The organism is Wenyingzhuangia sp. IMCC45574 (genome assembly GCF_054182685.1).
In genome coordinates this window covers 2,352,151-2,374,009 of record NZ_CM135169.1, presented here as the reverse complement: position 1 = coordinate 2,374,009, position 21,859 = coordinate 2,352,151, and the positions used below count along the sequence as shown (strand labels likewise).

The 21,859-nt window shown below is 33.6% G+C and carries 17 protein-coding genes; 6 read left to right on the top strand and 11 right to left on the bottom strand.

Annotated elements, in window-relative coordinates; translation table 11 throughout:
* Complete coding sequence (locus ACXHHC_RS10090) at positions 1-1,779, bottom strand: 1-deoxy-D-xylulose-5-phosphate synthase (RefSeq protein ID WP_458226249.1); 1,779 nt, start codon at positions 1,777-1,779, stop codon at positions 1-3.
* Between the two features lie 88 nt (positions 1,780-1,867).
* Between ACXHHC_RS10090 and ACXHHC_RS10085 the strand changes: the two genes are divergently transcribed.
* Positions 1,868-2,317: a nucleoside deaminase gene (locus ACXHHC_RS10085; RefSeq protein WP_458226248.1), complete on the top strand. Its 450-nt coding sequence runs from the start codon at positions 1,868-1,870 to the stop codon at positions 2,315-2,317.
* On the opposite strand, the gene ACXHHC_RS10080 is transcribed toward ACXHHC_RS10085, so the two are convergent.
* The gene (locus ACXHHC_RS10080; RefSeq protein ID WP_458226247.1) at positions 2,314-2,544 is read right to left on the bottom strand and encodes a hypothetical protein; all 231 of its coding nucleotides are present in this window, start codon (positions 2,542-2,544) and stop codon (positions 2,314-2,316) included. The two genes, ACXHHC_RS10085 and ACXHHC_RS10080, sit on opposite strands and share 4 nt — an antisense overlap.
* A gap of 58 nt (positions 2,545-2,602) precedes the next feature.
* Between ACXHHC_RS10080 and glpQ the strand changes: the two genes are divergently transcribed.
* Complete coding sequence (gene glpQ, locus ACXHHC_RS10075; RefSeq protein WP_458226246.1) at positions 2,603-3,619, top strand: glycerophosphodiester phosphodiesterase; 1,017 nt, start codon at positions 2,603-2,605, stop codon at positions 3,617-3,619.
* 161 nt (positions 3,620-3,780) lie between these two features.
* Here the strand turns inward: glpQ and ACXHHC_RS10070 are convergent, their stop codons facing one another.
* From ACXHHC_RS10070 to aspS, 4 genes are all read right to left on the bottom strand, one after another.
* Positions 3,781-4,329, bottom strand: a complete 549-nt coding sequence (locus ACXHHC_RS10070; protein ID WP_458226245.1) for a hypothetical protein — start codon at positions 4,327-4,329, stop codon at positions 3,781-3,783.
* Between the two features lie 74 nt (positions 4,330-4,403).
* Positions 4,404-6,203, bottom strand: a complete 1,800-nt coding sequence (locus ACXHHC_RS10065; protein ID WP_458226244.1) for a chloride channel protein — start codon at positions 6,201-6,203, stop codon at positions 4,404-4,406.
* A 275-nt stretch (positions 6,204-6,478) separates the two neighbouring features.
* Positions 6,479-7,003, bottom strand: coding sequence for a ferritin (locus ACXHHC_RS10060; RefSeq protein WP_458226243.1), 525 nt, complete (start codon positions 7,001-7,003; stop codon positions 6,479-6,481).
* Positions 7,004-7,059: 56 nt separating this feature from the next.
* Positions 7,060-8,817, bottom strand: a complete 1,758-nt coding sequence (aspS, locus tag ACXHHC_RS10055) for an aspartate--tRNA ligase (protein ID WP_458226242.1) — start codon at positions 8,815-8,817, stop codon at positions 7,060-7,062.
* Positions 8,818-8,969: 152 nt separating this feature from the next.
* Here aspS and ACXHHC_RS10050 point away from each other — a divergent pair, with 152 nt between their 5' ends.
* A complete protein-coding gene (locus ACXHHC_RS10050) occupies positions 8,970-10,046 on the top strand; it encodes a hypothetical protein (RefSeq protein ID WP_458226241.1) in 1,077 nt (358 codons plus the stop codon).
* A gap of 57 nt (positions 10,047-10,103) precedes the next feature.
* Here ACXHHC_RS10050 and alr read toward each other — a convergent pair whose 3' ends face one another.
* Positions 10,104-11,207, bottom strand: a complete 1,104-nt coding sequence (alr, locus tag ACXHHC_RS10045) for an alanine racemase (RefSeq protein WP_458226240.1) — start codon at positions 11,205-11,207, stop codon at positions 10,104-10,106.
* The gene (locus tag ACXHHC_RS10040) at positions 11,197-11,790 is read right to left on the bottom strand and encodes a thymidine kinase (RefSeq protein WP_458226239.1); all 594 of its coding nucleotides are present in this window, start codon (positions 11,788-11,790) and stop codon (positions 11,197-11,199) included. Before ACXHHC_RS10040 ends, alr begins: the two co-directional genes overlap by 11 nt.
* Positions 11,791-11,903: 113 nt before the next feature.
* Here ACXHHC_RS10040 and ACXHHC_RS10035 point away from each other — a divergent pair, with 113 nt between their 5' ends.
* Positions 11,904-12,740: a hypothetical protein gene (locus ACXHHC_RS10035; RefSeq protein WP_458226238.1), complete on the top strand. Its 837-nt coding sequence runs from the start codon at positions 11,904-11,906 to the stop codon at positions 12,738-12,740.
* A 2-nt stretch (positions 12,741-12,742) separates the two neighbouring features.
* Positions 12,743-13,345, top strand: coding sequence for a DUF4254 domain-containing protein (locus ACXHHC_RS10030; protein ID WP_458229247.1), 603 nt, complete (start codon positions 12,743-12,745; stop codon positions 13,343-13,345).
* 35 nt (positions 13,346-13,380) lie between these two features.
* Here ACXHHC_RS10030 and ACXHHC_RS10025 read toward each other — a convergent pair whose 3' ends face one another.
* Positions 13,381-13,728 (bottom strand): arsenate reductase family protein, encoded by a 348-nt coding sequence (locus ACXHHC_RS10025; protein WP_458226237.1) that lies wholly within the window; start codon positions 13,726-13,728, stop codon positions 13,381-13,383.
* Between the two features lie 52 nt (positions 13,729-13,780).
* On the opposite strand from ACXHHC_RS10025, the gene ACXHHC_RS10020 reads away from it, so the two are divergent.
* Positions 13,781-14,245 (top strand): DinB family protein, encoded by a 465-nt coding sequence (locus ACXHHC_RS10020; protein ID WP_458226236.1) that lies wholly within the window; start codon positions 13,781-13,783, stop codon positions 14,243-14,245.
* 48 nt (positions 14,246-14,293) lie between these two features.
* Here ACXHHC_RS10020 and ACXHHC_RS10015 read toward each other — a convergent pair whose 3' ends face one another.
* Both ACXHHC_RS10015 and ACXHHC_RS10010 read right to left on the bottom strand, forming a co-directional pair.
* The gene (locus ACXHHC_RS10015) at positions 14,294-18,946 is read right to left on the bottom strand and encodes a TonB-dependent receptor plug domain-containing protein (RefSeq protein WP_458226235.1); all 4,653 of its coding nucleotides are present in this window, start codon (positions 18,944-18,946) and stop codon (positions 14,294-14,296) included.
* Between the two features lie 4 nt (positions 18,947-18,950).
* Positions 18,951-21,734 carry a carboxypeptidase-like regulatory domain-containing protein gene (locus tag ACXHHC_RS10010; protein ID WP_458226234.1) on the bottom strand — a complete coding sequence of 928 codons (2,784 nt, stop codon included), beginning with the start codon at positions 21,732-21,734 and terminating at the stop codon, positions 18,951-18,953.
* Between the last annotated feature and the right edge of the window lie 125 nt (positions 21,735-21,859).

Genomic DNA, 21,859 nt, shown 5'->3' with positions numbered 1-21,859 from the left:
TTATAATATCTCTAAAATGGTATTTAGAATAGAGGCTTCGTCTAATCCGTTTTGTGTTCGTAACTCATCTGTTTTACCGTGTTCCACAAAAACATCGTCTAACCCTTTTAGTATAATTTGGTTTTTATAATTGTTCTGAATAGCAAACTCCACAATACTCGTACCAAACCCACCATTTTTAACACCATCTTCGTAGGTGATTAGATATTTATATTCTTTAAAAATAGTTTTTAAGAGATTGGTATCAAGTGGTTTGATGAATTGTAGGTTGAAATGTCCTACCTTTTCTTGTAGGCTTACTTCTAATTTATCAATTGCAGTATTCACAGTGTTACCTATAGTTCCTATAGATAAAACCGCAACGGAGGAACCTTTTTTAATTTCTTTTCCTTTTCCAATAGTAATCAACTCAAAGGGTTGTTGCCAATTTGGGGTTACACCAGTACCTCTAGGATAACGGATGGCAATAGGTAGTTCTAGGCCTTTTTGAGCGGTGTACATAATATTCCTTAAATCCTCCTCGTTCATAGGAGCATAGATAATTAAGTTGGGAATGCAACGTAAATAAGCAATGTCAAATACACCATGGTGTGTAGCTCCGTCCATTCCAACCAATCCGGCTCTGTCCAAACAGAAAATTACGGGTAGTTTTTGTAAGGCTACATCATGAATTACTTGGTCGTAAGCCCTTTGTAAAAAAGTAGAGTATATATTACAAAAAGGAATCAATCCTTCTTTCGCCATTCCAGCTGCTAAGGTAACCGCATGTTGTTCTGCAATTCCAACATCAAATGCTCTCTGTGGCATTTGTTCAATCATATATTTTAGAGAGCTTCCTGTAGGCATAGCAGGAGTAATACCTACTATTTTTTCATTTTGCTTTGCTAATTCTATAATGGTTTTACCAAAAACATCCTGATATTTTGGTGGAGTATTTTTAGGAGTTTCTTTGGTAATTCTATCTCCTGTTTGTGCATCAAATTTTCCAGGAGCGTGGTAAGTAACCTGGTCTTCTTCTGCCTGTTTTAATCCTTTTCCTTTGGTAGTTACTATATGCAAAAACTTAGGGCCAGAAACATTTTTAAGACGTTCTAATTCACTAATTATTTTGGGCAGGTTATGACCGTCAATAGGACCCGAATAATCAAAATTTAAAGCTTCAAAAATATTGTCTCTATGTTTTTCTTCTCCTTTTTTTGTTTTGGTTAGGTAGTCTTTTAAAGCACCTATACTAGGGTCTATACCAATGGCATTGTCGTTTAAGATTACCAATAAGTTCGCATTGGTTACTCCTGCATGATTCAATGCTTCAAAAGCCATTCCAGAGGCAATAGAAGCATCTCCAATAACCGCTATGTGTTGTTGCTGGTGGTGCCCTAGTATTTGTGCAGCCATTGCCATTCCCAAGGCCGCAGAAATAGAAGTAGAAGAGTGACCTGTACCAAAGGCATCGTACTCGCTTTCGAATATATTAGGAAAGCCCGCTATACCATTTAGCCTTCTGTTGGTATGAAATTGATCTCTTCGTCCTGTTAAAATTTTATGTCCATAGGCTTGGTGACCTACATCCCAAATAATTTTATCTTTTGGGGTGTTAAAAACATAGTGTAGCGCAATGGTTAATTCAACCACACCTAAACTCGCTCCCAAATGACCTTCTTTGGTCGATACGATATCTATGATAAACAAACGTAATTCGTTCGCCAAACATTCAAGTTCAACGTGCGTAAGATGTTTTAGATCTTGTGGGGAGTTTATGGAGTTTAGTAGTTTTATCACGGATGCAAAATTACAATTTATAGACTAGTACTTGCAATTATTGGTTTAATAAAGTAGTTTCGTTTGGTGTAAATCTATTTTTTAAGTTATGATAAATCCTTTTGATGACGAATATTTCATGAAGAAGGCTTTAAATGAAGCTTACATTGCTCTAGAAAAAGGAGAAGTTCCTGTAGGAGCGGTTATTGTAATGAACGATCAGGTTATAGCAAGAGGTCATAATTTAACAGAGCAATTAAACGATGTTACAGCCCATGCAGAAATGCAAGCTTTTACCGCTGCCGCTAATTTTTTAGGAGGTAAATATTTACAAGAATGTACTTTGTATGTAACCCTAGAGCCTTGCCAAATGTGTGCTGGGGCTAGTTATTGGACTCAAGTGGGTAAGATTGTATATGGAGCTTCGGATGTACAGCGAGGGTATTCAACCTTAAACACCCAACTTCACCCAAAAACAAAAGTAGTTTTGGGGGTCTTAGAACAGGAATGTTCACAAATTATAAAAGACTTTTTTTTGTCTAAAAGAAATAACAACTAGTCTTCAATTTTACTTGCGTTGGGATCGTTGTGTTTTAAAGAGTATTTGGTTAAATCTTTTCCTTTGTAACTGTGGTAGATAAACAAAGGCATTAATACCAAGGCTAGTAGAATTACACCAAAACCAATATATTTAGGACTGCTAGGGTTGTTGGTAGCGTAAAAATAACCGCCAATAGACCAAAGAACCAATACCAAGAATACTAAAATTTTTAATACTATCTTCATAAAAAGAAATCGTTTAGAAAACGTAAAAGTACTTATTTTGAGTATTGAATCTAATAGAATGAAATCAAAACTTGAATTTTGGACTGCTTTTTTGGCAATTGCTTGTATTGCTATTGCCTGCAGTACTTATAAAGAAAAAAAAGAAATGGTTGTAATTGCACATAGAGGAGCATCTGGCTACTTGCCAGAACATACGTTGCCAGCCAAAGCCTTGGCTTATGGAATGCAACCCGACTATTTGGAACAAGACGTGGTGTTAACCAAAGACGACATACCCGTAGTAATTCATGATATTCATTTAGAAACGACTACGAATGTAGCCGATGTATATCCAAAGAGACATAGAGAAGATGGACGATTTTATGTGATAGATTTTACTTGGGAAGAATTAGCCAAACTAGCAGTGGTCGAAAGATTTGATGCTGAAACCAAACAAGCAGTCTATCCGAATAGATTTCCTTTACATAAGTCAGTTTTCCATCTACATAGGTTAGGAGATGAAATTGAAATGATACAAGGATTAAACAAATCCATGAATAGAAATGTGGGGATTTATGTAGAGATAAAAGAACCACATTTTCATAGAAATCACGGAAAGGATATTTCTAGAATTGTATTGGATGAGTTGGCTAAGTATGGCTACCATTCTTCAGACAGCAATTGTATATTACAATGTTTTGATGCCGTGGAACTACAAAAAATAAGAGAAGAATATCAGTCTGACTTGTTCTTGGTTCAGTTGTTAGAAATAGGTTATTTAGATGCCCCGTTTAAAGGAAAATCCACAGAAGAAATAGTAAAAGAGGTTTCCTATTATGCAGACGGAATAGGGCCTTGGTACAAACAAATCATATCAGGTAAGGATAAAGTAGACTTAAAGGATTTTGATAAAATTGTGGACATTGCTCACCAATACAACTTAAAAGTACATGCCTTTACCTTTAGAGCTGACGACTTGGGTGATTTTTCTTCTTTTAAAGCTCTTTTAGAAAAAGCAAGTGAATTACAATTGGACGGAATCTTTACAGATCATCCAGACAAAGTAGTTGACTTTGTTAAGGGAAAAAAGGATTAAGAATATTTATAGTATATATACAAGAAAAACTAGCAACCTAAAAAAAGGTTGCTAGTTAATAAATTCACATATGGTATTGCTAGTAAACTTGTGAAATAATAACTTATGCTTTAAGTTTAGTTAGTGAGACTTAAACTTTATAATTATTGGTAATTAGGTTTTTATTCTAAGTGTTTTTTAGAGTTATATAAGAAATACATAGACGGTTCTAAGTAGATATCTTTATGGCTCAAATACCAATGCCCATTACTAAACTTAACGTATAATATTGGATATTCTTTTCTTACTTCAGTTTTAAAACACCCGTATAAATTAGATTCTACCCTAAGTTCAAATTTTTCTTTATTCGTAGGATAGTTTAAGCTAATACTAAATATATCAAATGCAATTGAATGATCTTTAATGTATGACTCTGTATTAATAGAAACTGTTTTAAACAAAATATTATCTATATATATTGAGAAGCTATCTTTGAACTCTGAATAAAAGTATAAGTTTAGAACTTCTTTATCAATTCCAAATTCGTCCAAGCTAAATTTTAACTCGCTTTCATCTGGCTCTTCTGTACTGTAGTAATGAGTAGCATTGTGGGTACCACATGTGTTCTCTATTTGTTCAACAATTATTTTCTTTTGACTAAAAGAATAATTCATAATAAATAAAACTACAATTAGACTAATTGTGAATTTGTTTTTAACAACCTGTTCCATCTCTTCCTTTGTTTTTTATCATAGCATGCATTAAAGATAGATATAAAACTGGAAAAAGTTAAAACAAACTATTCCTAAGAAAAAGAATCACTAGACATTAACAACTTTCTACGGTAAGCGTTCATCAATCTAGATTTTGAGATAAACCCGTGGTATTTACCTTCTTTTACAATAGGTAAGTTCCAAGCAGAGGTAATCTTAAATTTCTCCATTACATCTTCCATAGAATCATCCTCGTAATAGATAACCGCAGGAGCAGCAGACATTAATTCAGAAACAACTGTAGTATCGTATAGCTCTCGGTTAAACATAATAGGTCGTATGGAGTCCATATGTAAAACACCTACCAATTCATTGTCTACGTTTACTACTGGAAAGTTATTTCTTTTAGATTTAACAATTGCTTTCTGAACCAACTCTCCTAAAGTCATTTTAGGAGTGGTAGCAATAAAATCTTGTTCTACTACTTTGTCAATATCCATCATCATTAAGACATTTTTGTCTTTATCATGAGTCATTAACTGGCCTTTTTCGGCAAGTTCATAGGTATAGATACTGTTTTGTATAAAGTTTCTAGTAATTAAGAAAGAGATAGAAGAAACAATCATTAAAGGAATAAATAGTTCGTAACCTCCGGTAATTTCTGCAATTAAGAAAATAGCTGTTAAAGGAGCATGAAGCACACCTGCCATTAATCCGGCCATACCTACCATGGCAAAATTACTTTGCGAAACCGTGTGCGAAATTATTTTAAGATGGTTTACAATAACAGAAACCAAATACCCTGTAATACTTCCAATAAATAGGGTAGGGGCAAAAACACCACCAACACCACCGGCTCCAAATGTTAAAGCCATGGCAATTACTTTAAAGACAATCAGTCCTATTAAAAGACCAACAATCATCCATACTTTTTCTACATCTGCATGAAAAATATTATTTTCTAAAATAAAAGAAGCATCACCTCTTAATACACCGTTTATGGTATCGAATCCTTCACCAAATAAAGGTGGAATAAGGTATACAATAATACCAATTAGTGTACCTCCTAAAAGTAGTTTTAACCAAGGGCTTTCCATTTTTTTAAAGAAAGCATGTGTCCATACATAAACTCTTGTAAAATAAATGGAGATTAAAGAACAGCCCACTCCCAAAACAATGTAGAAAGGGACATCGTTTAAGTGAAAGTTTTCTTGAATTTCAAAGTGCAATAAAACTTCGTTTCCTAAGAAAAAGTGAGAAGTAATTACGGCAGAAATAGATGCTAATAACAATGGAATCATAGAAGCCATTGTTAGTTCTAGCGTAAAAATTTCTACAGCAAATACAATAGCAGCAATTGGTGCTTTAAATATAGATGCCATAGCACCTGCAGCAGCACAACCTACTAAGACAGTTCTAGATCGCTGATCTAAGTGAAATAATCTAGCAAAGTTAGATCCTAAGGCACAACCTGTTGCTACAGTGGGTCCTTCCAATCCAACAGAACCTCCAAAACCTACCGTTAAAGGAGCTGTAATTACCGAAGCCCACATCTGAAATCTGTACATGATAGCTTCTCTTTTAGAGATGGCATACAGTGTAGAGGGAATACCGTGTCCTATTTTTTTACGAATGATAAATTTTATGACCAATAAGGTTAAACACAGCCCTAAAATTGGAAAGATAAAGTAGAAACCTGTATGGTATTGTTTTATAAACCCTGTTTCTAAAAATTCAAAAATAAAGTGTGTTAAGTTTTTTAAAGTAACTGCCCCAATACCAGCTAAAAAACCTACAATTATACTAAGTATGTATAAGAAGTTTTTTGGAGAAATGTGTTTGTATTTCCAAATCAAAAATTGATTTAACAAACTCTTTTTTCTTTGAGGCATGGTACTAAAATTTTAGTTTGCTAAGATACTCCATACGAGCTGAAAAACAATAAGTCTTATGCCTGAACTGGGCATTTTTTACAGTGGTCTTTTCCTTTCTTTTTATACTTTTTACAACACTTTTTCTTTTTACCTCCACAAGAGTAAGAAACACAAGGCGTGGTGTTCTGTACTTTTTCTTCTAGCTTAGAAATGTTTGTATAAAAAATTTGCACTGATATACTATTTAGAATCAGTGCAAATATAAGTTTTTATTTTAAATAAATCTAAATTAACTAGACTTGTGCTTGAGTATCATTGATTTCCGTTTGAGCAACGATACTTTCGATGTCTTTATCGAATAGGTAAGTACCACTCTTATCGTCTCCAATAATCTTTAATTTATCTAAGATAGTTCTAGCCAACGCTTCTTCTTCTGCCTGTTCTGCAACATACCATTGTAAGAAGTTGTGTACGGTGTAGTTTTTTTCCTCTAAAGTCTGGAACACCAGGTGATTGATACTTTCTGTTACACTTTCTTCGCTTTCTAAGAAAGTTCCAAACAACTCGTGTAAATTTTTAAAAGCACTTTTTGGAGTGTCTAAACTAGGGATTTCTGCTGTTCCACCACGTTCGTTCACAAATTTTACCAATTTAAGCATATGAACTCTTTCTTCTTCAGATTGATTATAGAAGAATCCTGCAACACCGTTGTAACCAATTACCTCAGCCCAAACAGCCATTGCTAAATATTTCATAGAAGCATTTGCTTCTAATTTAATCTGATTATTTAATGCTTTCTCTATAGTTTCCGATAACATAATCTTTCTTTTTAGGTTACTGTATAAATGTAGCAAGTTTGAGAACTAACTCAAAATTATTCTTGCGGAATGCTAATGTTTATATTCACTTCAGATAAAACTTCCTCTGCAACAGCAGCTGGTGCATTAATCATAACATCTCTACCCGAGTTGTTTTTAGGGAAGGCAATAAAATCACGAATTGTTTCTTGACCTCCTAAAATAGAAACCAATCTATCCAATCCAAAAGCCAATCCTCCATGTGGCGGTGCTCCGTATTCAAAAGCATCCATTAAGAAACCAAACTGTTCTTTTGCTTCTTCCTCACTAAACCCTAAATGCTTAAACATTAAAGCTTGTACTTCTTTGTCGTGAATTCTAATAGATCCACCTCCAATTTCGTTTCCGTTTAACACCAAGTCATATGCGTTAGCTCTTACTTTTCCAGGATCTGTGTCTAGTAAAGGCATATCTTCTGGTTTTGGACTTGTAAACGGGTGGTGCATTGCGTGGTATCTTTCAGTCTCTTCATCCCACTCTAATAATGGGAAATCAATTACCCACAAAGGAGCAAATTCATCTGCTTTTCTTAACCCCAAACGCTCTGCTAGTTCCATACGTAAGGCAGATAATTGCGCTCTTGTTTTGTTTGCTGGTCCTGATAATACACAAATTAAATCTCCTGGTTTAGCACCTGTAGCTTCTGCCCATGCAGCTAAATCTTTTGGATCGTAGAATTTATCTACAGAAGATTTATAAGAACCGTCTTCGTTACACTTAACATAGACCATTCCTAAAGCACCCACCTGTGGACGTTTTACCCAGTCAATTAACTTATCAATTTCTTTACGAGTATAACTTGCTCCTCCTGGTACTGCAATTCCAACTACCAATTCAGCCGAATTGAATACCTTGAATTCTTTATGTTGTGCAACAGCGTTTAACTCACCAAACTCCATTCCAAAACGAATGTCTGGTTTATCATTACCATAGGTTTTCATGGCATGTTCATAGGTCATTCTTGGGAAATCTCCAATGGTTACATTGTTTACTTTCTTTAATAAATGACGAGTCATTCCTTCAAAAATTCCTAAAATATCTTCTTGCTCTATAAATGCCAATTCACAGTCAATCTGCGTAAATTCTGGCTGACGGTCTGCACGTAAATCTTCATCACGGAAACACTTTACAATCTGGAAATATTTATCCATTCCACCTACCATTAACAACTGTTTAAAAGTTTGTGGCGATTGTGGTAAAGCGTAAAATTCTCCTTGGTTCATTCTCGATGGAACAATAAAGTCACGAGCACCTTCTGGAGTAGATTTAATTAAATAAGGAGTTTCTACCTCTATAAAATCTTGGTTAGACAAGTAGTTTCTTACCTCTTGTGTTACTTTATGACGGAAAATCAAGTTGTTTTTAACCGGATTTCTACGAATGTCTAAGTAACGGTATTTCATACGGATGTCTTCACCTCCATCTGTTTCATCTTCAATAGTAAATGGTGGTAAGTTCGCCTCATTTAATATTTCAAGCTCGCTTACTAGTAATTCTATTTCTCCAGTAGGAATATTTTTGTTTTTTGCTTCACGCTCAATCACAGTTCCCTTCACCTGAATTACAAATTCACGTCCTAAAGTTTTCGCTTTTTCAATCACAGAAGCTTCCGTTCTCTCTTCATCAAAAATCAATTGAGTAATTCCATAGCGATCGCGTAAATCTACCCAAATCATGAATCCTTTATCTCTTGATTTTTGAACCCATCCAGCCAAAGTTACCTCTTGACCTGCATTCTCAATTCTTAACTCTCCGTTAGTATGACTTCTGTACATTTTAATTAATTGAATTTTAAAGGGACAAATTTACATTTTCGCTTTGCAATGTGCAATAATCATTTTGGTTATATGATATTGAAGTTTTGGTACTAAAGTATTATGATTTGGAATCTCTAAATACTTATGTTTGTAGATATTATAAAAAAGTTATGAATTATATTAAAAAAGTGTTTCTCGCAATTTTTACCATTGCGTTGTTTAATTCTTGTGGTGGAGGTGATGGTATTGGTACCAACGCTCAGGAAAGCAAAGAAATTATTGTTACTTCTACAGAGATTTCTATTGATAGAGCTCAAGTAGTTATGGGAAATCCTCCAGTTCCGAATGAGCAAATTTCAATGTTAGATTTACCTAGTAAGGTTTCTGCAGTTCAAAATGTAGGTTTTTCGTTAGAAGTGAAGTCACCAACAGATATTGATGGGGCTTATGTCCAAATTCAAGGGAGTGATGAGTATTATGATGTTAATGTGTATTCATATTCCTCTTCAAGAGCTACAAGAACTAGTAGCTTTACTGAGGTTTTAAAAAATGATATTAAATTTCACAGAGAAGAAATAAAAGCTAGAATTTCTAAAACTCCAACAACTAGTACTACAAGTGCTGAAATTGTTCAAGAGGCCGAGTTAGAATTTGAGTTTCCAAATGATTTAGAACCAGGAACTTTTTGTTTTGATATTTGTATTTATGATGATCAAGGAAATATTTCCGCTCCACAAACAGTATGTGTGGTGGTTGAAGCTTGGGGAGGAAATAGTTCTTTGGTAGGGAACTGGAAAATGGATAAATTTTTACATGATGATGGAAATGTTCAGGTGATTGGTAAAGAATATTGTGATGCCTATAGTGACTGTTATACAGATTGTAGTACGTTTTATAAACTTGAATTTAAAATTAAATCTGACGGAACTTATCAGATATACAGTGAATCAAAATATAAAGATTTTAATCATTGCGAAAGTGGAGTTGTAGAGTATGAGAGCAATGGAAAATATAAGACTATAGGTAATTGGGCTTATGATGATATTAATAAAAACTTAGTCTTGGTTGCCACACACGGTGAGGATACAAGAGAAGGAGAAGAAACAATATACACGGATTTTAAAGAAGTAGATGGAGAGCTTTCTGCAGGGGAATTACAAGTTGAATCAGTTTCAAGAAGCAAACTTGTTTTTAGTGAATATGATGACTGGGATGAATCAACAACGTACTACCACTTTAAAAAGTAAAAACGTAGTTGTATTTTTTAGATATAGCCTTCTTAAAATTTGAGGAGGCTTTTTTATTTACTTAAAACTCCTCCTCACTCGCTGAGAAATAGCTGTTAATATCTCGTAAGAAATGGTATTACATATGGTAGCAAATTCCTCTACCGTTTCTTGGTTGTCAAAGATTACAACTTCATCACCTTCTTGGCATTCAATGTTAGTTACGTTTACCAAAATCATATCCATACACACATTTCCAGAAGTGGGGGCTTTTTGTCCGTTAATGGTAACGTATCCGCTTCCACAACCTAATGGTCTAGAAAAACCATCCGCATGCCCAATAGGGATAATGGCAATGCGTTCTTCTTTTTCAGAAATAAAGGCTCGGTTGTAACTTACACTTTCACCGGGTTGAATAGTTCTAATCTGGGAAATAACCGATTTTAGTGTCGCTACGTTTTTTAGTTGTTTGGTTTCTTTTTTATCGTTTCCAAACCCGTACAAACCAATTCCCAAACGAACCATGTCAAAATGCGCATCTGGATAATTAATCACCCCTGATGTATTACTCATATGCACCACGAAGTGGTGTTTTAGTTTTGAGCGTAGTTGCGTAACAATGCTGTTGAATTTGTGAATCTGGTTCTCCGTAAATTCCCTTTCGTTCAAATCTTCACTTGCTGCAATATGAGAAAATACAGAAGTGACTCTTACCGTAGAATTGTCTTTTAATAATTCAATAGCTTTTGCAACTTCGTTTTCATCTATCCCTAGGCGATTTAACCCTGAGTTGAATTTTAAATGAACTGGATACGCTTGTAAGTTTTCCTCTTTAGCAAAAGCTAAGAATGTTTTAAGAGTGTGTAAAGAATACAAGTTCGGCTCTAAATTGTGCGCAACAATTGTAGTGTAATTTATGGGTTGTGCATGTAAAACTAAAATAGGAGTTTTAATTCCTGTTGCTCTAAGCCTTATACCTTCATCGGCATAAGCAACCCCAAAATAATTAATACCTTCTTTCTCTAGTTCTTGAGCAATAGTTTCTGCTTCTAAACCATAAGCAAAAGCTTTTACCACAGCCAAGGTTTTGGTTCCTGGTTGTGTTTTGTTTTTTAGGTAATGGTAATTTTGTTTTAAAGCAGTTAGGTCAATCTCCAACTGTGTTACATGCTTATTTTTCATCTGCTTTTTGTTTCAAAGTAGCTTTGTAAAAAGCAGCCCTACTTAAAGGTTCGTAGGCTTCGTTTTCTCCAAGCATTACTTGTTTTGCATCTGTAGTTTTTCTGTGACTATAATGAGCCAGTTGCCCTGTTTTGGTACAAATTGCGTGTACTTTGGTTACATATTCTGCGGTTGCCATTAAATGTGGCATCGGACCAAAAGGATTTCCTTTAAAATCCATATCTAAACCAGCAACAATTACACGAATTCCTTTGTTGGCTAAATCGTTACAAACATTTACAATTTCATCATCAAAGAACTGAGCTTCATCAATTCCTACAACATCTACATCGTTGGCCAATAGTCTAATATTTGCTGCTGCCGGAACCGGGGTAGAACGAATGTTGTTTTGGTCGTGAGAGACCACATCATCATCATCGTACCTAGTATCAATGGTAGGTTTAAAAATTTCTATTCGTTGTTTTGCTATTTGGGCTCGTTTTAATCGTCTAATTAATTCCTCTGTTTTACCAGAGAACATGGATCCGCATATTACTTCAATCCACCCAAATTGTTCTTTATTTAAATTGTTTTCAAGAAACATTTTGTACTTTTATCTACGTTAGTTAACTCGTTTCCGGACTTAATGGAAAGAGTAGAGTAGCACAAATTTATCAAATAAAAATCTTACGCTCTACCTAAATTATCAAACTATTTATGCAGAAAAAATTAGAGGCTGAATTAATGAGCTTAGCTCATAAGATTCTAAAAATGGACAAAGGAGATGATATTCAGGCGTTAACGGATACAGCCAGGAATTTATATCAAAAACTTTCTGTATTAGCTTACATAGATACATTTGTAAAAGAAACTCCACAGAACACCAAGTCTGTAGAAGAATTGATTGATGAAACTTTTAACACGAATATTCCTGTCGAAAATGTTATTACTAAAGAACCCGATGTAGTAGCAGAACAGGATGAGGTAGAGGAGTTTGTAGAAGCTAAAAAGGAGGCTCCGCAAGAAATTATAGAGGAAACACCTAAAGATTTAGAAGCGTTGTCTAACGCTTTTACTCCTATAGCTACAAAAGAGGAGCAGCCCAAAGCAGTAATTGAGCAAACAGAAGAATTTGTAGAAGATTCAGAGCCTTTAGTTGTAGAAAAAGAGCTTGTTAAAGAGAATGTAGTTGCTAATAAGGAATTGAATTTACAGGCTTCCCTAGAAAAGGAGTTAGGTACTACAGTGTCTTTAGATATGACTACTGATTTATTTGAAAATGCCCAGCGAATTACTCCTAAAAAGTCTATTAACGATATGGCCATGCAGCAAAAGAGTTTACAGATTGGTTTAAATGATCGTATTGCTTTTGTAAAACACTTGTTCGAAGGAAGTCAGGAGGACTTTAACCGTGTTGTTTCTCAGTTAAATACCATGGAAAATGAAAAAGAAGCTTTATCTTTCTTAAAAATGATAAAAAAGGAGTATAATTGGAGCGGAAAAGAAGTATATGAAGAAAGACTTCTTTTGTTAATAGAAAGAAAATTTAATTAATGATGAAAGCACAAGATTTTAATAAAATATTTGATGCTGTGATTGCAAAATATCACGTAATAGATGATGTAGACCAACCGTTTGAAAATAGTTATGAGACAGGTACTTTAGAGTACTTGCTGTATAGAAAATGTTGGATTGATACGGTACAATGGCATTACGAAGATATTATCCGTTTGCCAGAGATTGATCCGATTGAAGCTTTGGCTTTAAAGAGAAGGATTGATGCTTCTAATCAGGACAGAACAGACATGGTAGAGTATGTAGATAGTTATTTTTTACAGAAATACGCGGATGTTCAACCTAAAGATGGTGCAAAAATTAACTCTGAAAGTCCTGCTTGGGCAATAGATAGGTTGTCTATTTTGGCATTAAAAATTTATCATATGGCAGAGGAGGTAAACAGAGAGTCTGCTTCAGAAAGTCATAAAGCTGCTTGTCAAAAAAAGTTAGACATTCTATTAGAACAACGTGTAGATTTATCTACTGCTATAGACGATTTAATTGCAGATATAGAAAATGGAGATAAATACATGAAAGTGTACAAGCAAATGAAAATGTACAACGACGAGGAATTAAATCCAATGTTGTATAACAAGAAATAATAAAAAAAGGTCTCGAATTTTCGAGACCTTTTTCTTTATAGTGTTTTAGCAACCAAGGCTTCCACTACCTTTTTGCTATTTCCAACAAAAATTTCATCTTCTACAATAGCTACAGGTCTCTTTAAGAAAGTATATTCAGACAGAATATAGCCTTTGTAATCTTCTTCGCTTAAGTTCTTGTCTTTTAGTCCTTTTTCTTTGTACAAACGAGCTCGTTTGTTAAACAGTGCTTCGTACGAGTTTGTAAAAGCGTACATTTCTGCCAATTGCTCCTCGGTTACAGGGGTGCTTTTTATTTCTTGTTGTTCAAATCCTTCTAAATTAATTTGTCCTAAAATTCGTTTGCAAGTATCGCAGGTTTTTAAGTGATATATTTTTTTCATAAGTGATGGGTCTTTCTATCTTTACGATTCCAAAAGTATAAAAAAACAAGTCATGGGGATTGAAAATCAAATAGACGTATTAAAAAAAGGAAGAGCCTTACTATTAAAAGTAATTGAGGGGTATTCATTAGAGCAAATCAATAAAATTCCTGCAGGTTTTAAAAATAACATTGCTTGGAATGTTGCGCATTTAGCGGTAACACCATACTTACTATGCTATAAATTGTCTGGTTTAGAATTGCCTATTTCAGAAGAAGTAGTAAACAAATATAGAAAAGGAACTGCTCCAGAAGATACAGTAGTAACGCAAGAAGAGTGGGAGGAAATAAAAGCCATTTTTGTTGGTTTTGGAGATCAATTACAAGAAGATTATACTAAAGGAATCTTTACAAAGTACACTGAATATACTACCAGTGTAAACGTAACCTTAGACTCAGTAGAAAAAGCAATTGACTTTAATTCCTTCCACGAGGGAATTCACTTAGGAGTAATTTTAGCCTTAAGAAAGTTGGTGTAATTGTAATCACAAACAAAAAAACCGAGCAAATTTGCTCGGTTTTTTTGTTTATTCTAATATTTCTACATCATTTCCTTTAATCCATTTTTTGTGGTCACTATCGTAATACAAGTAAACAGAGCTTGGGGGAGCAGTATATTTCCCAGCGAAATCAGCTTTTAAATCTAGACTGATAACTTTTTGTTCTTTAGGTCCTATTTCTCGCCAATAAAACACCAGATAATTTTCAAAGATTTCATAGTAAGCTACTTTTTTTGTCTCTACTATTTCTTTTAACTGCCAAGGTTGAGGAGTTAGTCCCGACGGAATTCCAATAAGAGCAGTTGTCATAGGTACTCCTTTAGTTGTTTTGTTTTTTACAGTAATGTTCATTCGTAGATTATCTCCTACATGGTACTCCTGTTTTTTGTCTATATCAGTATTTATATTTACCAAGCAAGAAGGGCTTGAATCTGGGATTGTAGTATTCCATCTTACATTTATTTGATAAGGGAATGGATTGTTGTGATTAGAAAAATTAGCTTTTATTTTTTGAGTTCCATGTGTAAAGTATTTGGTGATGCTATCTAAGTAGATGCGACTTCCAGTTTTGCTGCTTAATGCTTTACTCTTAATACTATCATTAATAGATAGATTAAAAATATCATTGGATAAATCTTCTTTTTTAGGATTCTTTATAGCATATTCTAATAGTGCCTTTAGGGCTAAAGAAGTGGCTTGTGTGTTCCCAAAACCAGAATAATATCTTTTGCTAAGAATATGGTTAAGAATTCTTTTTTCTAATACAAAATCCGAATGTTTTGTTTTTTGTAAGTACAATAATATCAGTGAATTGGTTTCAATATTTTTAGAGCGATTGTAAGAACGAGTTATCGTTGATTCCGCAGGTAAATTGTTTAAACCAAATTTTTTAATATTCGTTTTAATTTCTTTGTAAAGTGTATTTGCTTTAATAGTTTCACCATAGTTTACTGCTGCTAAAGCAAGCAAAACCATTCTATAAGTGTCTTTACTTTTAAGTGCTTCTTTGTAGGCTAGTTCATACTCTTTTACTAAGTTTATTTTAGGGTCAACTTCGCTAAAAGCATATAGAATGTATGCATTAGAGGTGGCTTTTGTAGTACTGGAATAACCATATTTTCCTTTGTTTTGTAAGAAGTTTCCTTTACCATCTCTTCTAGAAAGTAACCACTTTAAGATAGAATTAAATGTACTTGTGTCTACCTTGTCGTAAACATCTTTCATATCGTTTAGCTCCATTAAACCATAGGCTGTTAATCCTTCGTTAGCATATGGAACGTTTCCAAACCAATCAAAACCTTGATCTTTAATTCTGTAGGCCATTAATTTAGAGTAGCCTTCTCGAATGTAAATTCTAGCTTTTCTTTCGGTACGCTTTTTAGCTTGTTTTGTTTTTTGTAAATATTTTAAAACCAATATGTTGGGGTAAGTAACTGAGGAAACTTGTTCAAAGCAGCCCCAAGGGTAACGAATCATAGATTTTATACCATCAGTAACGTCGGATACCACATTTACATTCACTTTTGCATTGGCATCTAAGGTTCCTGGAATCACATTTTCTAAATTAAAACTGAATTTTTTGTTTTCATATCCAGAAAGTGAAGCCTCTTTAGGGAATGAGGTGCGCAATATACCAATAGTATTTCTTTTACGATCTTGATACTTTTTAGTTTTAAAACTAGCCTGAATAAAAGACTTATGGATTCTTTGTGTTGGTTTTAGTTTTATGTTTTTTAATACAAAACTATTGGCTTTTACAAGGATAGAGTCTTTAAGATTGTCATCAAAAATAAATCCTTTTGGAAGTGCAATAGAAAGACTTCCTTTTATGTCCTTGTCAGATTCATTACTAATGGTTACAGGTAAAATAACCTCATCTCCTACGCTTAGATAATTAGGGAGCTTGTAATCTACATTTACCATTTTTTTAGTTGCATAGAATGTTTCGTCTCTACCAACCAGACCAGTTGCACTTATTCCTTCTGTAGTAATTTTAAAAGATGTAATGGCTTCGGAGTTGTAAAAATTTAAATTGGCTTCTCCGTTTTCATCAGTTTGCACTATAGGGTTCCAATATATAGTATTTCTAAAATCTGTTCTTTCTAAAGGCGAGTAATCTTTTGGATAAATAGGTCTATAAAAAACACTGCTATAATCAAAACGATGTTTCTGAATGCCTTTATATTTTCTAGTTGCAAAGTTGAATTTTAGTTTTCTCTTAAATAACGTATGGCCTTTATGATGTCTATACCCATTTTTAGTACTTATTAAAATTACCCCATTCGCTCCTCTTGTTCCATAAATAGCAGCAGATGCAGCATCTTTTAAAACATTTATAGTTTCAATTTGGTTAATACTTAATTGTGGGTCTGAATCGAAAGGAACTCCATCCACAACAAACAATGGGCTACTATTACCATCCATTAAAGAGCTAAATCCACGAATTACAATATTTGCTTCTTCTCCAGGAGATCCTGATGATGAAATTACATTTACTCCTGCAATTTGACCTTGTAGAGCACTTGCAACATCTGTTGTAGGTGTAGACATTAGTTGATCGGCTCTAATTGTGGTAACCGCACCAGTGACCTCACTTTTTTTAACGGTACCATAGCCTATAACTACAACCTCATCAAGACTGCTGGATTCTTCATCAAGTTTAACAACATTGGCAATTCCTTTTTTCGCTAAAGTTTCTTCAGAAATATCTAGCTCTTCTTCCACTTCTTGTTTGCTTGTTCTTTTTTGTTCCAATGCCGCATTTTTATTGGAAACAACTTTGCTTTGGAAACTAGGTATTTCTTTAGAATCAATAAGGGTTTTACGAATAATTCCCAACGTATCTTTTATGTAAGATACATTATCGAGGATTTTTAGTTTTAGGTTATCTTTATTGTGGGCTAGTAATGTATAGCTACTATTATAGTTGTTGGGAACTTCAAACTGGAAGGTTCCATCATCTTCGGTATCAAAAACAATAGCTTTATTCCATGAGAGCTCAAGTATTAACTGAGCGGTTATGGGTTCATTCTTCTCGTTAACTACAATTCCTTTAATGATAGATTTATTTTCTGCTTTATGTTTGGCTTTGTCTTTATGGTAAATAGGATGTTTTATGTATTTTCTCCATCCATGTGTTAGCATTAAGTAGTCAAGGGCTTTTGTTGCTTTCTTTTTGGTCTTGTCGAAATAGAAAATAGGCTCGTGAATCTTTCCTTTTAACTCTGAAGAAACTAATAAAGAAGAGATGATATGGTCTTGTTTGTCGTCTGCAACTGACATTAGCTGATTGTCTGCTACACTAATGGATAAGTTGCTTGGAACAGGCTGGTTGTTTTCGTTCAACGTTTTTATGTTTACTTTTACCTTTTCTCGAATATTGAAAATATCATTTTCCAAGTCTATTTTAACCTTTAATTGTTTGTTTGGATTTAAATAAATCAGACGTTCCGCAAGCGGATTCTGTTCCAAGTCTGTTATTGTAAAACTGGTAATTCCTTGAGGAAAGTTATGTGTGTTGATAGTGATTTCTTTACTGAAAAATGTTTCGCTTTTGTCCAAAGTAATACTTTGTTTGTGTAATATCTTTCCTACATCTTTAACTGTTAATTCTATGCTTTTTTCTGAGTTAGAAGTAATTTTGATCGTAGTTGTTTGATCATCAGAATTGATAAGAGACAAAATTGTGCCTTCTTTTTCGGGAATTGGTAGGTGGATAGGGGTATTAGATACAAAAGGTTTTAGGATAAGGGCTTTGTATTCTGTTCCGGTTTTGGGTGTTAAACTAAAACTTCCCATTCCGTCATGAAAACTTTTGAATGTACCAACTTCTTGGTTGTTGGAGTCGATAATAACTCCGCTTATATCAGCAGGCTTTCCATGTTCATTTACTGCTTTAAAGGCAACTTTGTTGTTTGTATTTGCTAATAAATTTCCGCTTTCTGGCAAAAATTGCAGATTTACATTGTTTAAAATTACTGGTACCGATCTAGAAATAGATTCACTAGTCCCTTTGTAGGGAATCAATACATTTAGGATTACGTCTTGCGTGTTTAAAGTTTCGGGTAATTGGAATGTAATTTTACATTTCCCATTCTCATCTGTTTTAAAAGAGCTAGTAAAAAACTTTTTTCCTTTTATAGCAATGGTGTAATTGATTGTCTTATGCTTTAAAGGATAATTTTTTAAATTTTCTACTTTAAAGTTTACTTGTACAAGGTCTTTTGCCCCGTATGCTTTCTTTTCGAATTCTAATTTGAGTAGTAGGTTGGGTTTAACAATTTTTTGAATGGTAATTTCTTTGGTATAAGCTGCTTGTTCTCCATAGTTTTTAGACCATTTTGTAAAGAGTTTTAGTTTATACATACCACCTGACCATCTTTCAGAAATACGAAAATCTCCATAGGCAGCTCCATCCTTAATGGAGAATTTTTTAGCGTCTATAACATCTCCTTTTGGAGATATTAAATGGGCATGTAGTACATTGCTTATATCAGAATACTCAATTTGTGGATTGGTTATGTATCCCTTAAACCATATAGTTTCCCCTGGGAAATAGAATGTTCTATCTGTGTGAGCGTATATTTTTTCTATGTGTGCCTTTTGAGCTGCTATCCTAAGAGAAGATAGAATTAGAAACAGAAGGATTAAGAATTTTCTTTTGAATGACAATTGTTGCATGAGATTAGAATTTTAAATGAATTCTACACCCAACTTCACTAATCATAGGTGTGTTGAAAAATTGTAAGCCGCTTCCTTTGGCAGCATCAAATAAGTTGGTATATGGAGAAGCTCCTCTGTATTTAGTAAAAGTTAAAAGGTTGTTACCATAAACACTCAAATGAATGGATTCAAGGCCTGTTTTTTTTATAAACTTTTCGGTTGGTTTATATCCTAAAGCAATGGTTTTTAAATTCAAATAACTACCATCTTCTATAGCTTCTTCGTCAATGCCAGTGTATCCGTATCTAGACCATCGGTTGTTTTCTATGTTTCCATTTAAATCTACAAAGTTTACTGGAGTAGTATTAATACTACCACTTGATGTTACTCCGTTAAATACATAGTTGGTTCGTTCTCTCTGGTTTGCGGTTTCTTGTGAAGTGCCAAGGTAATTTAAAGCTTGTTGGGTTCCATTCCAAACATCACCTCCTTTTTGAATATCCAAAACAATTTTAAAGTCAAACCCTTTGTATTTTAATGTGTTAGAAATACTCATGTTAAAATCAGGATTGGGGTTTCCAATTACTTTAAGTTGCTCGTCCACTAAAGGGAAGCCGTCATTACCAATTATTATATTGTTGTTTTCATCTCTTTTGTATGCCGTTCCAACTATAACTCCAGCAGGTTTACCTTCTATTAAGTTTTTAGATACGTTTTTAAAACCAGCAATGGGAATGCTCTGTTCGTTATTCCATAATTTATCAACTTTAATTTTATAACTGGAGAAGCTAAGCTTTAAATTATGACGTAATTTTCTACTGTAGCTCATATTTCTCCAAACCAATTCAGCATCGAATGATTCAGTACGAGTGTCTGCTATGTTTTGTAGTTTAAATCCACTATCAGTAATGAAAGGAATAATACTACCCGTTACATTTTTAAAAGATTTGGTTAACTCTAGGGTTACTCTGTTTCTAAAGAGTCCAGTTTCTAAAGTAAAATGATAGTTTTCGTATTTTTCAAAACGAAGATCATTATTAATTGCTAATTCGTCATTTGCAGTGTAGGAATAACTATCAATTGGGTTGAATAAAAGACTACTATGACTTGTGTTTTCGTAAAGAAGGGGTGCCTCTCCTACGGTAGATGAATATGCACCTGCTATTGATAGCTGATTTACAAAATCATCAATGTACAACCAGTCTAGAAACTCGCTAAAAAGGTATTCAAAGTTCATTCTAGCTCTTATAGTAGGTTGTAATAGTTGATTCCCTTGTTTAGATGAAAAAGTAGAGTGATTAGCCAATGAAACAATTCCATCAATGTCTCCACCAAATGAATAATCAATTCTATTTGCAAACCAAGATGTTGTTCTTTCTATAGCTAGGTTTCTACTATTGTTGAATGTTGTAGTGTTAAGAATCCTATCAGATTCTAAAAAATTGTAGTTTGCTTTACTAATATTAGATCCTCCAGAGAATAGATAGCTAAAACCTCTATATCGGTTTTTACCTATTCTTATATGTAATTCTGGAGAAAGATTTTTTTTGAGAACCTCTTTGTGACTTGTATAACCTTGTTCAAATCCAACAGTGTTTACGGGCAAATAAGAAGAGAGGTTTTTTTCAGATTCTTGGTAATTTAAAATCGGGCGAATTTTTAAAACATCATCAAAAAGTAAAAGCTCGTCTTTTATCGAATATGATATATTATCGCTTTTAAATGAATTGTTGTTTTCATACAATAAGCCCAAAGGATTGTTAAAGCTATTAGGGTTAAAACTATTTTCTACTCTTTTAAGTTTTTGATTGTTAAACGACGTAGGTGTAGAAAAGGAACTTCGTATTACATTACTATTAAAACCATTTATATTCGGCTGAGTATTTTCCAAATTCTTATAGAAGAATAAAAAGCTGAATTTATTTTTTTCCGTCTTGTAACTATAATTGGTATTAATTAAGTTTTTTATATTTTTTCCCTGTTCAAAAATAGAAGGTTGTTTTAAGTGCGTATAGTCAATTTTTAAATCGTGTTTTTTTGAGAAAACAGAAAGCTTAAGATCGTTAACAGCAGTTATGCTATTCTGGAAGATAGAAGTTCTATGATTGGTTAAATTTTGACTTTCTAGTGTAGGGCCAAAAGAGAACATTTCATTTTGATCAGGTCCTTGGTAGGATAAAGTTCCTGCTATAGGTCTACCTTGTGTGTAGGTGTTTTGAAGTTCAGGTAAATTTCGTTTGGTTACAAATCTGAAAAATGCTGTTCGGTTGTACTCAAGACTGTAATGTATGTCAGAATCATAATGGACCAGGTTAATTTCAGTAGAGTCAATTTCTATCCTTTTTAAACGATGTGTGTTTGGGTAACTCTTATAGCTATGCGTAGCATTGCTTTCACCACCAATAATATTTTTTTTTCGAGGGTTAAACATCTCAGAAAAAGCATTGGATGTTATCGTTTGGGTGCTTGTATTTCCTGCTTTTACTTCCTCTTTTTTGTTTTTAAGTTTTGTTCTGTTTACTTTACTGTCTTCTAGCATCTTTTCGGTTACGGTAATGGATTTGTTTTTGTAACCCAAATACTCAATCTTTAAAATGTCACCAGCTTCACATGCTATAGAGTAATTACCATCAAAGTCGGTAATAGTTAGTTTATTTTTCCCTTTTACAGATATAGTTGCTCCAATTAGAGGGTAACCATTCTTGTCTTTTAAAACTCCTGAGAATATTCTTTTTTGGGCAAATATTATGGAGCTAAAAAAGAATAAGACCAAGGTTATAGTCTTTGTCAAGTTATTTATTTTCATAGCTGTTTTTAAACAAAGTAAAATAGAGTTGTCTACTTACGTAATAGATATTGATGATCTTTGTTAAAAAAACAAAAAATCCATTAGAATAGAAAATATATTCCAATGGATTTTTTATAGCGACA

What these genes read in the sequence shown, in the direction of transcription:
- ACXHHC_RS10065 (WP_458226244.1), bottom strand. Translation starts at nt 6,203, where the DNA reads ATGCCTCAAAGAAAAAAGAGTTTGTTAAATCAATTTTTGATTTGGAAA.
- ACXHHC_RS10080 (WP_458226247.1), bottom strand. Translation starts at nt 2,544, where the DNA reads ATGAAGATAGTATTAAAAATTTTAGTATTCTTGGTATTGGTTCTTTGG.
- ACXHHC_RS10025 (WP_458226237.1), bottom strand. Translation starts at nt 13,728, where the DNA reads ATGAAAAAAATATATCACTTAAAAACCTGCGATACTTGCAAACGAATT.
- ACXHHC_RS10085 (WP_458226248.1), top strand. Translation starts at nt 1,868, where the DNA reads ATGATAAATCCTTTTGATGACGAATATTTCATGAAGAAGGCTTTAAAT.
- ACXHHC_RS10050 (WP_458226241.1), top strand. Translation starts at nt 8,970, where the DNA reads ATGAATTATATTAAAAAAGTGTTTCTCGCAATTTTTACCATTGCGTTG.
- ACXHHC_RS10035 (WP_458226238.1), top strand. Translation starts at nt 11,904, where the DNA reads ATGCAGAAAAAATTAGAGGCTGAATTAATGAGCTTAGCTCATAAGATT.
- alr (WP_458226240.1), bottom strand. Translation starts at nt 11,207, where the DNA reads ATGAAAAATAAGCATGTAACACAGTTGGAGATTGACCTAACTGCTTTA.
- ACXHHC_RS10010 (WP_458226234.1), bottom strand. Translation starts at nt 21,734, where the DNA reads ATGAAAATAAATAACTTGACAAAGACTATAACCTTGGTCTTATTCTTT.
- ACXHHC_RS10070 (WP_458226245.1), bottom strand. Translation starts at nt 4,329, where the DNA reads ATGGAACAGGTTGTTAAAAACAAATTCACAATTAGTCTAATTGTAGTT.
- ACXHHC_RS10015 (WP_458226235.1), bottom strand. Translation starts at nt 18,946, where the DNA reads ATGCAACAATTGTCATTCAAAAGAAAATTCTTAATCCTTCTGTTTCTA.
- aspS (WP_458226242.1), bottom strand. Translation starts at nt 8,817, where the DNA reads ATGTACAGAAGTCATACTAACGGAGAGTTAAGAATTGAGAATGCAGGT.
- ACXHHC_RS10040 (WP_458226239.1), bottom strand. Translation starts at nt 11,790, where the DNA reads ATGTTTCTTGAAAACAATTTAAATAAAGAACAATTTGGGTGGATTGAA.
- ACXHHC_RS10060 (WP_458226243.1), bottom strand. Translation starts at nt 7,003, where the DNA reads ATGTTATCGGAAACTATAGAGAAAGCATTAAATAATCAGATTAAATTA.
- ACXHHC_RS10020 (WP_458226236.1), top strand. Translation starts at nt 13,781, where the DNA reads ATGGGGATTGAAAATCAAATAGACGTATTAAAAAAAGGAAGAGCCTTA.
- glpQ (WP_458226246.1), top strand. Translation starts at nt 2,603, where the DNA reads ATGAAATCAAAACTTGAATTTTGGACTGCTTTTTTGGCAATTGCTTGT.
- ACXHHC_RS10030 (WP_458229247.1), top strand. Translation starts at nt 12,743, where the DNA reads ATGAAAGCACAAGATTTTAATAAAATATTTGATGCTGTGATTGCAAAA.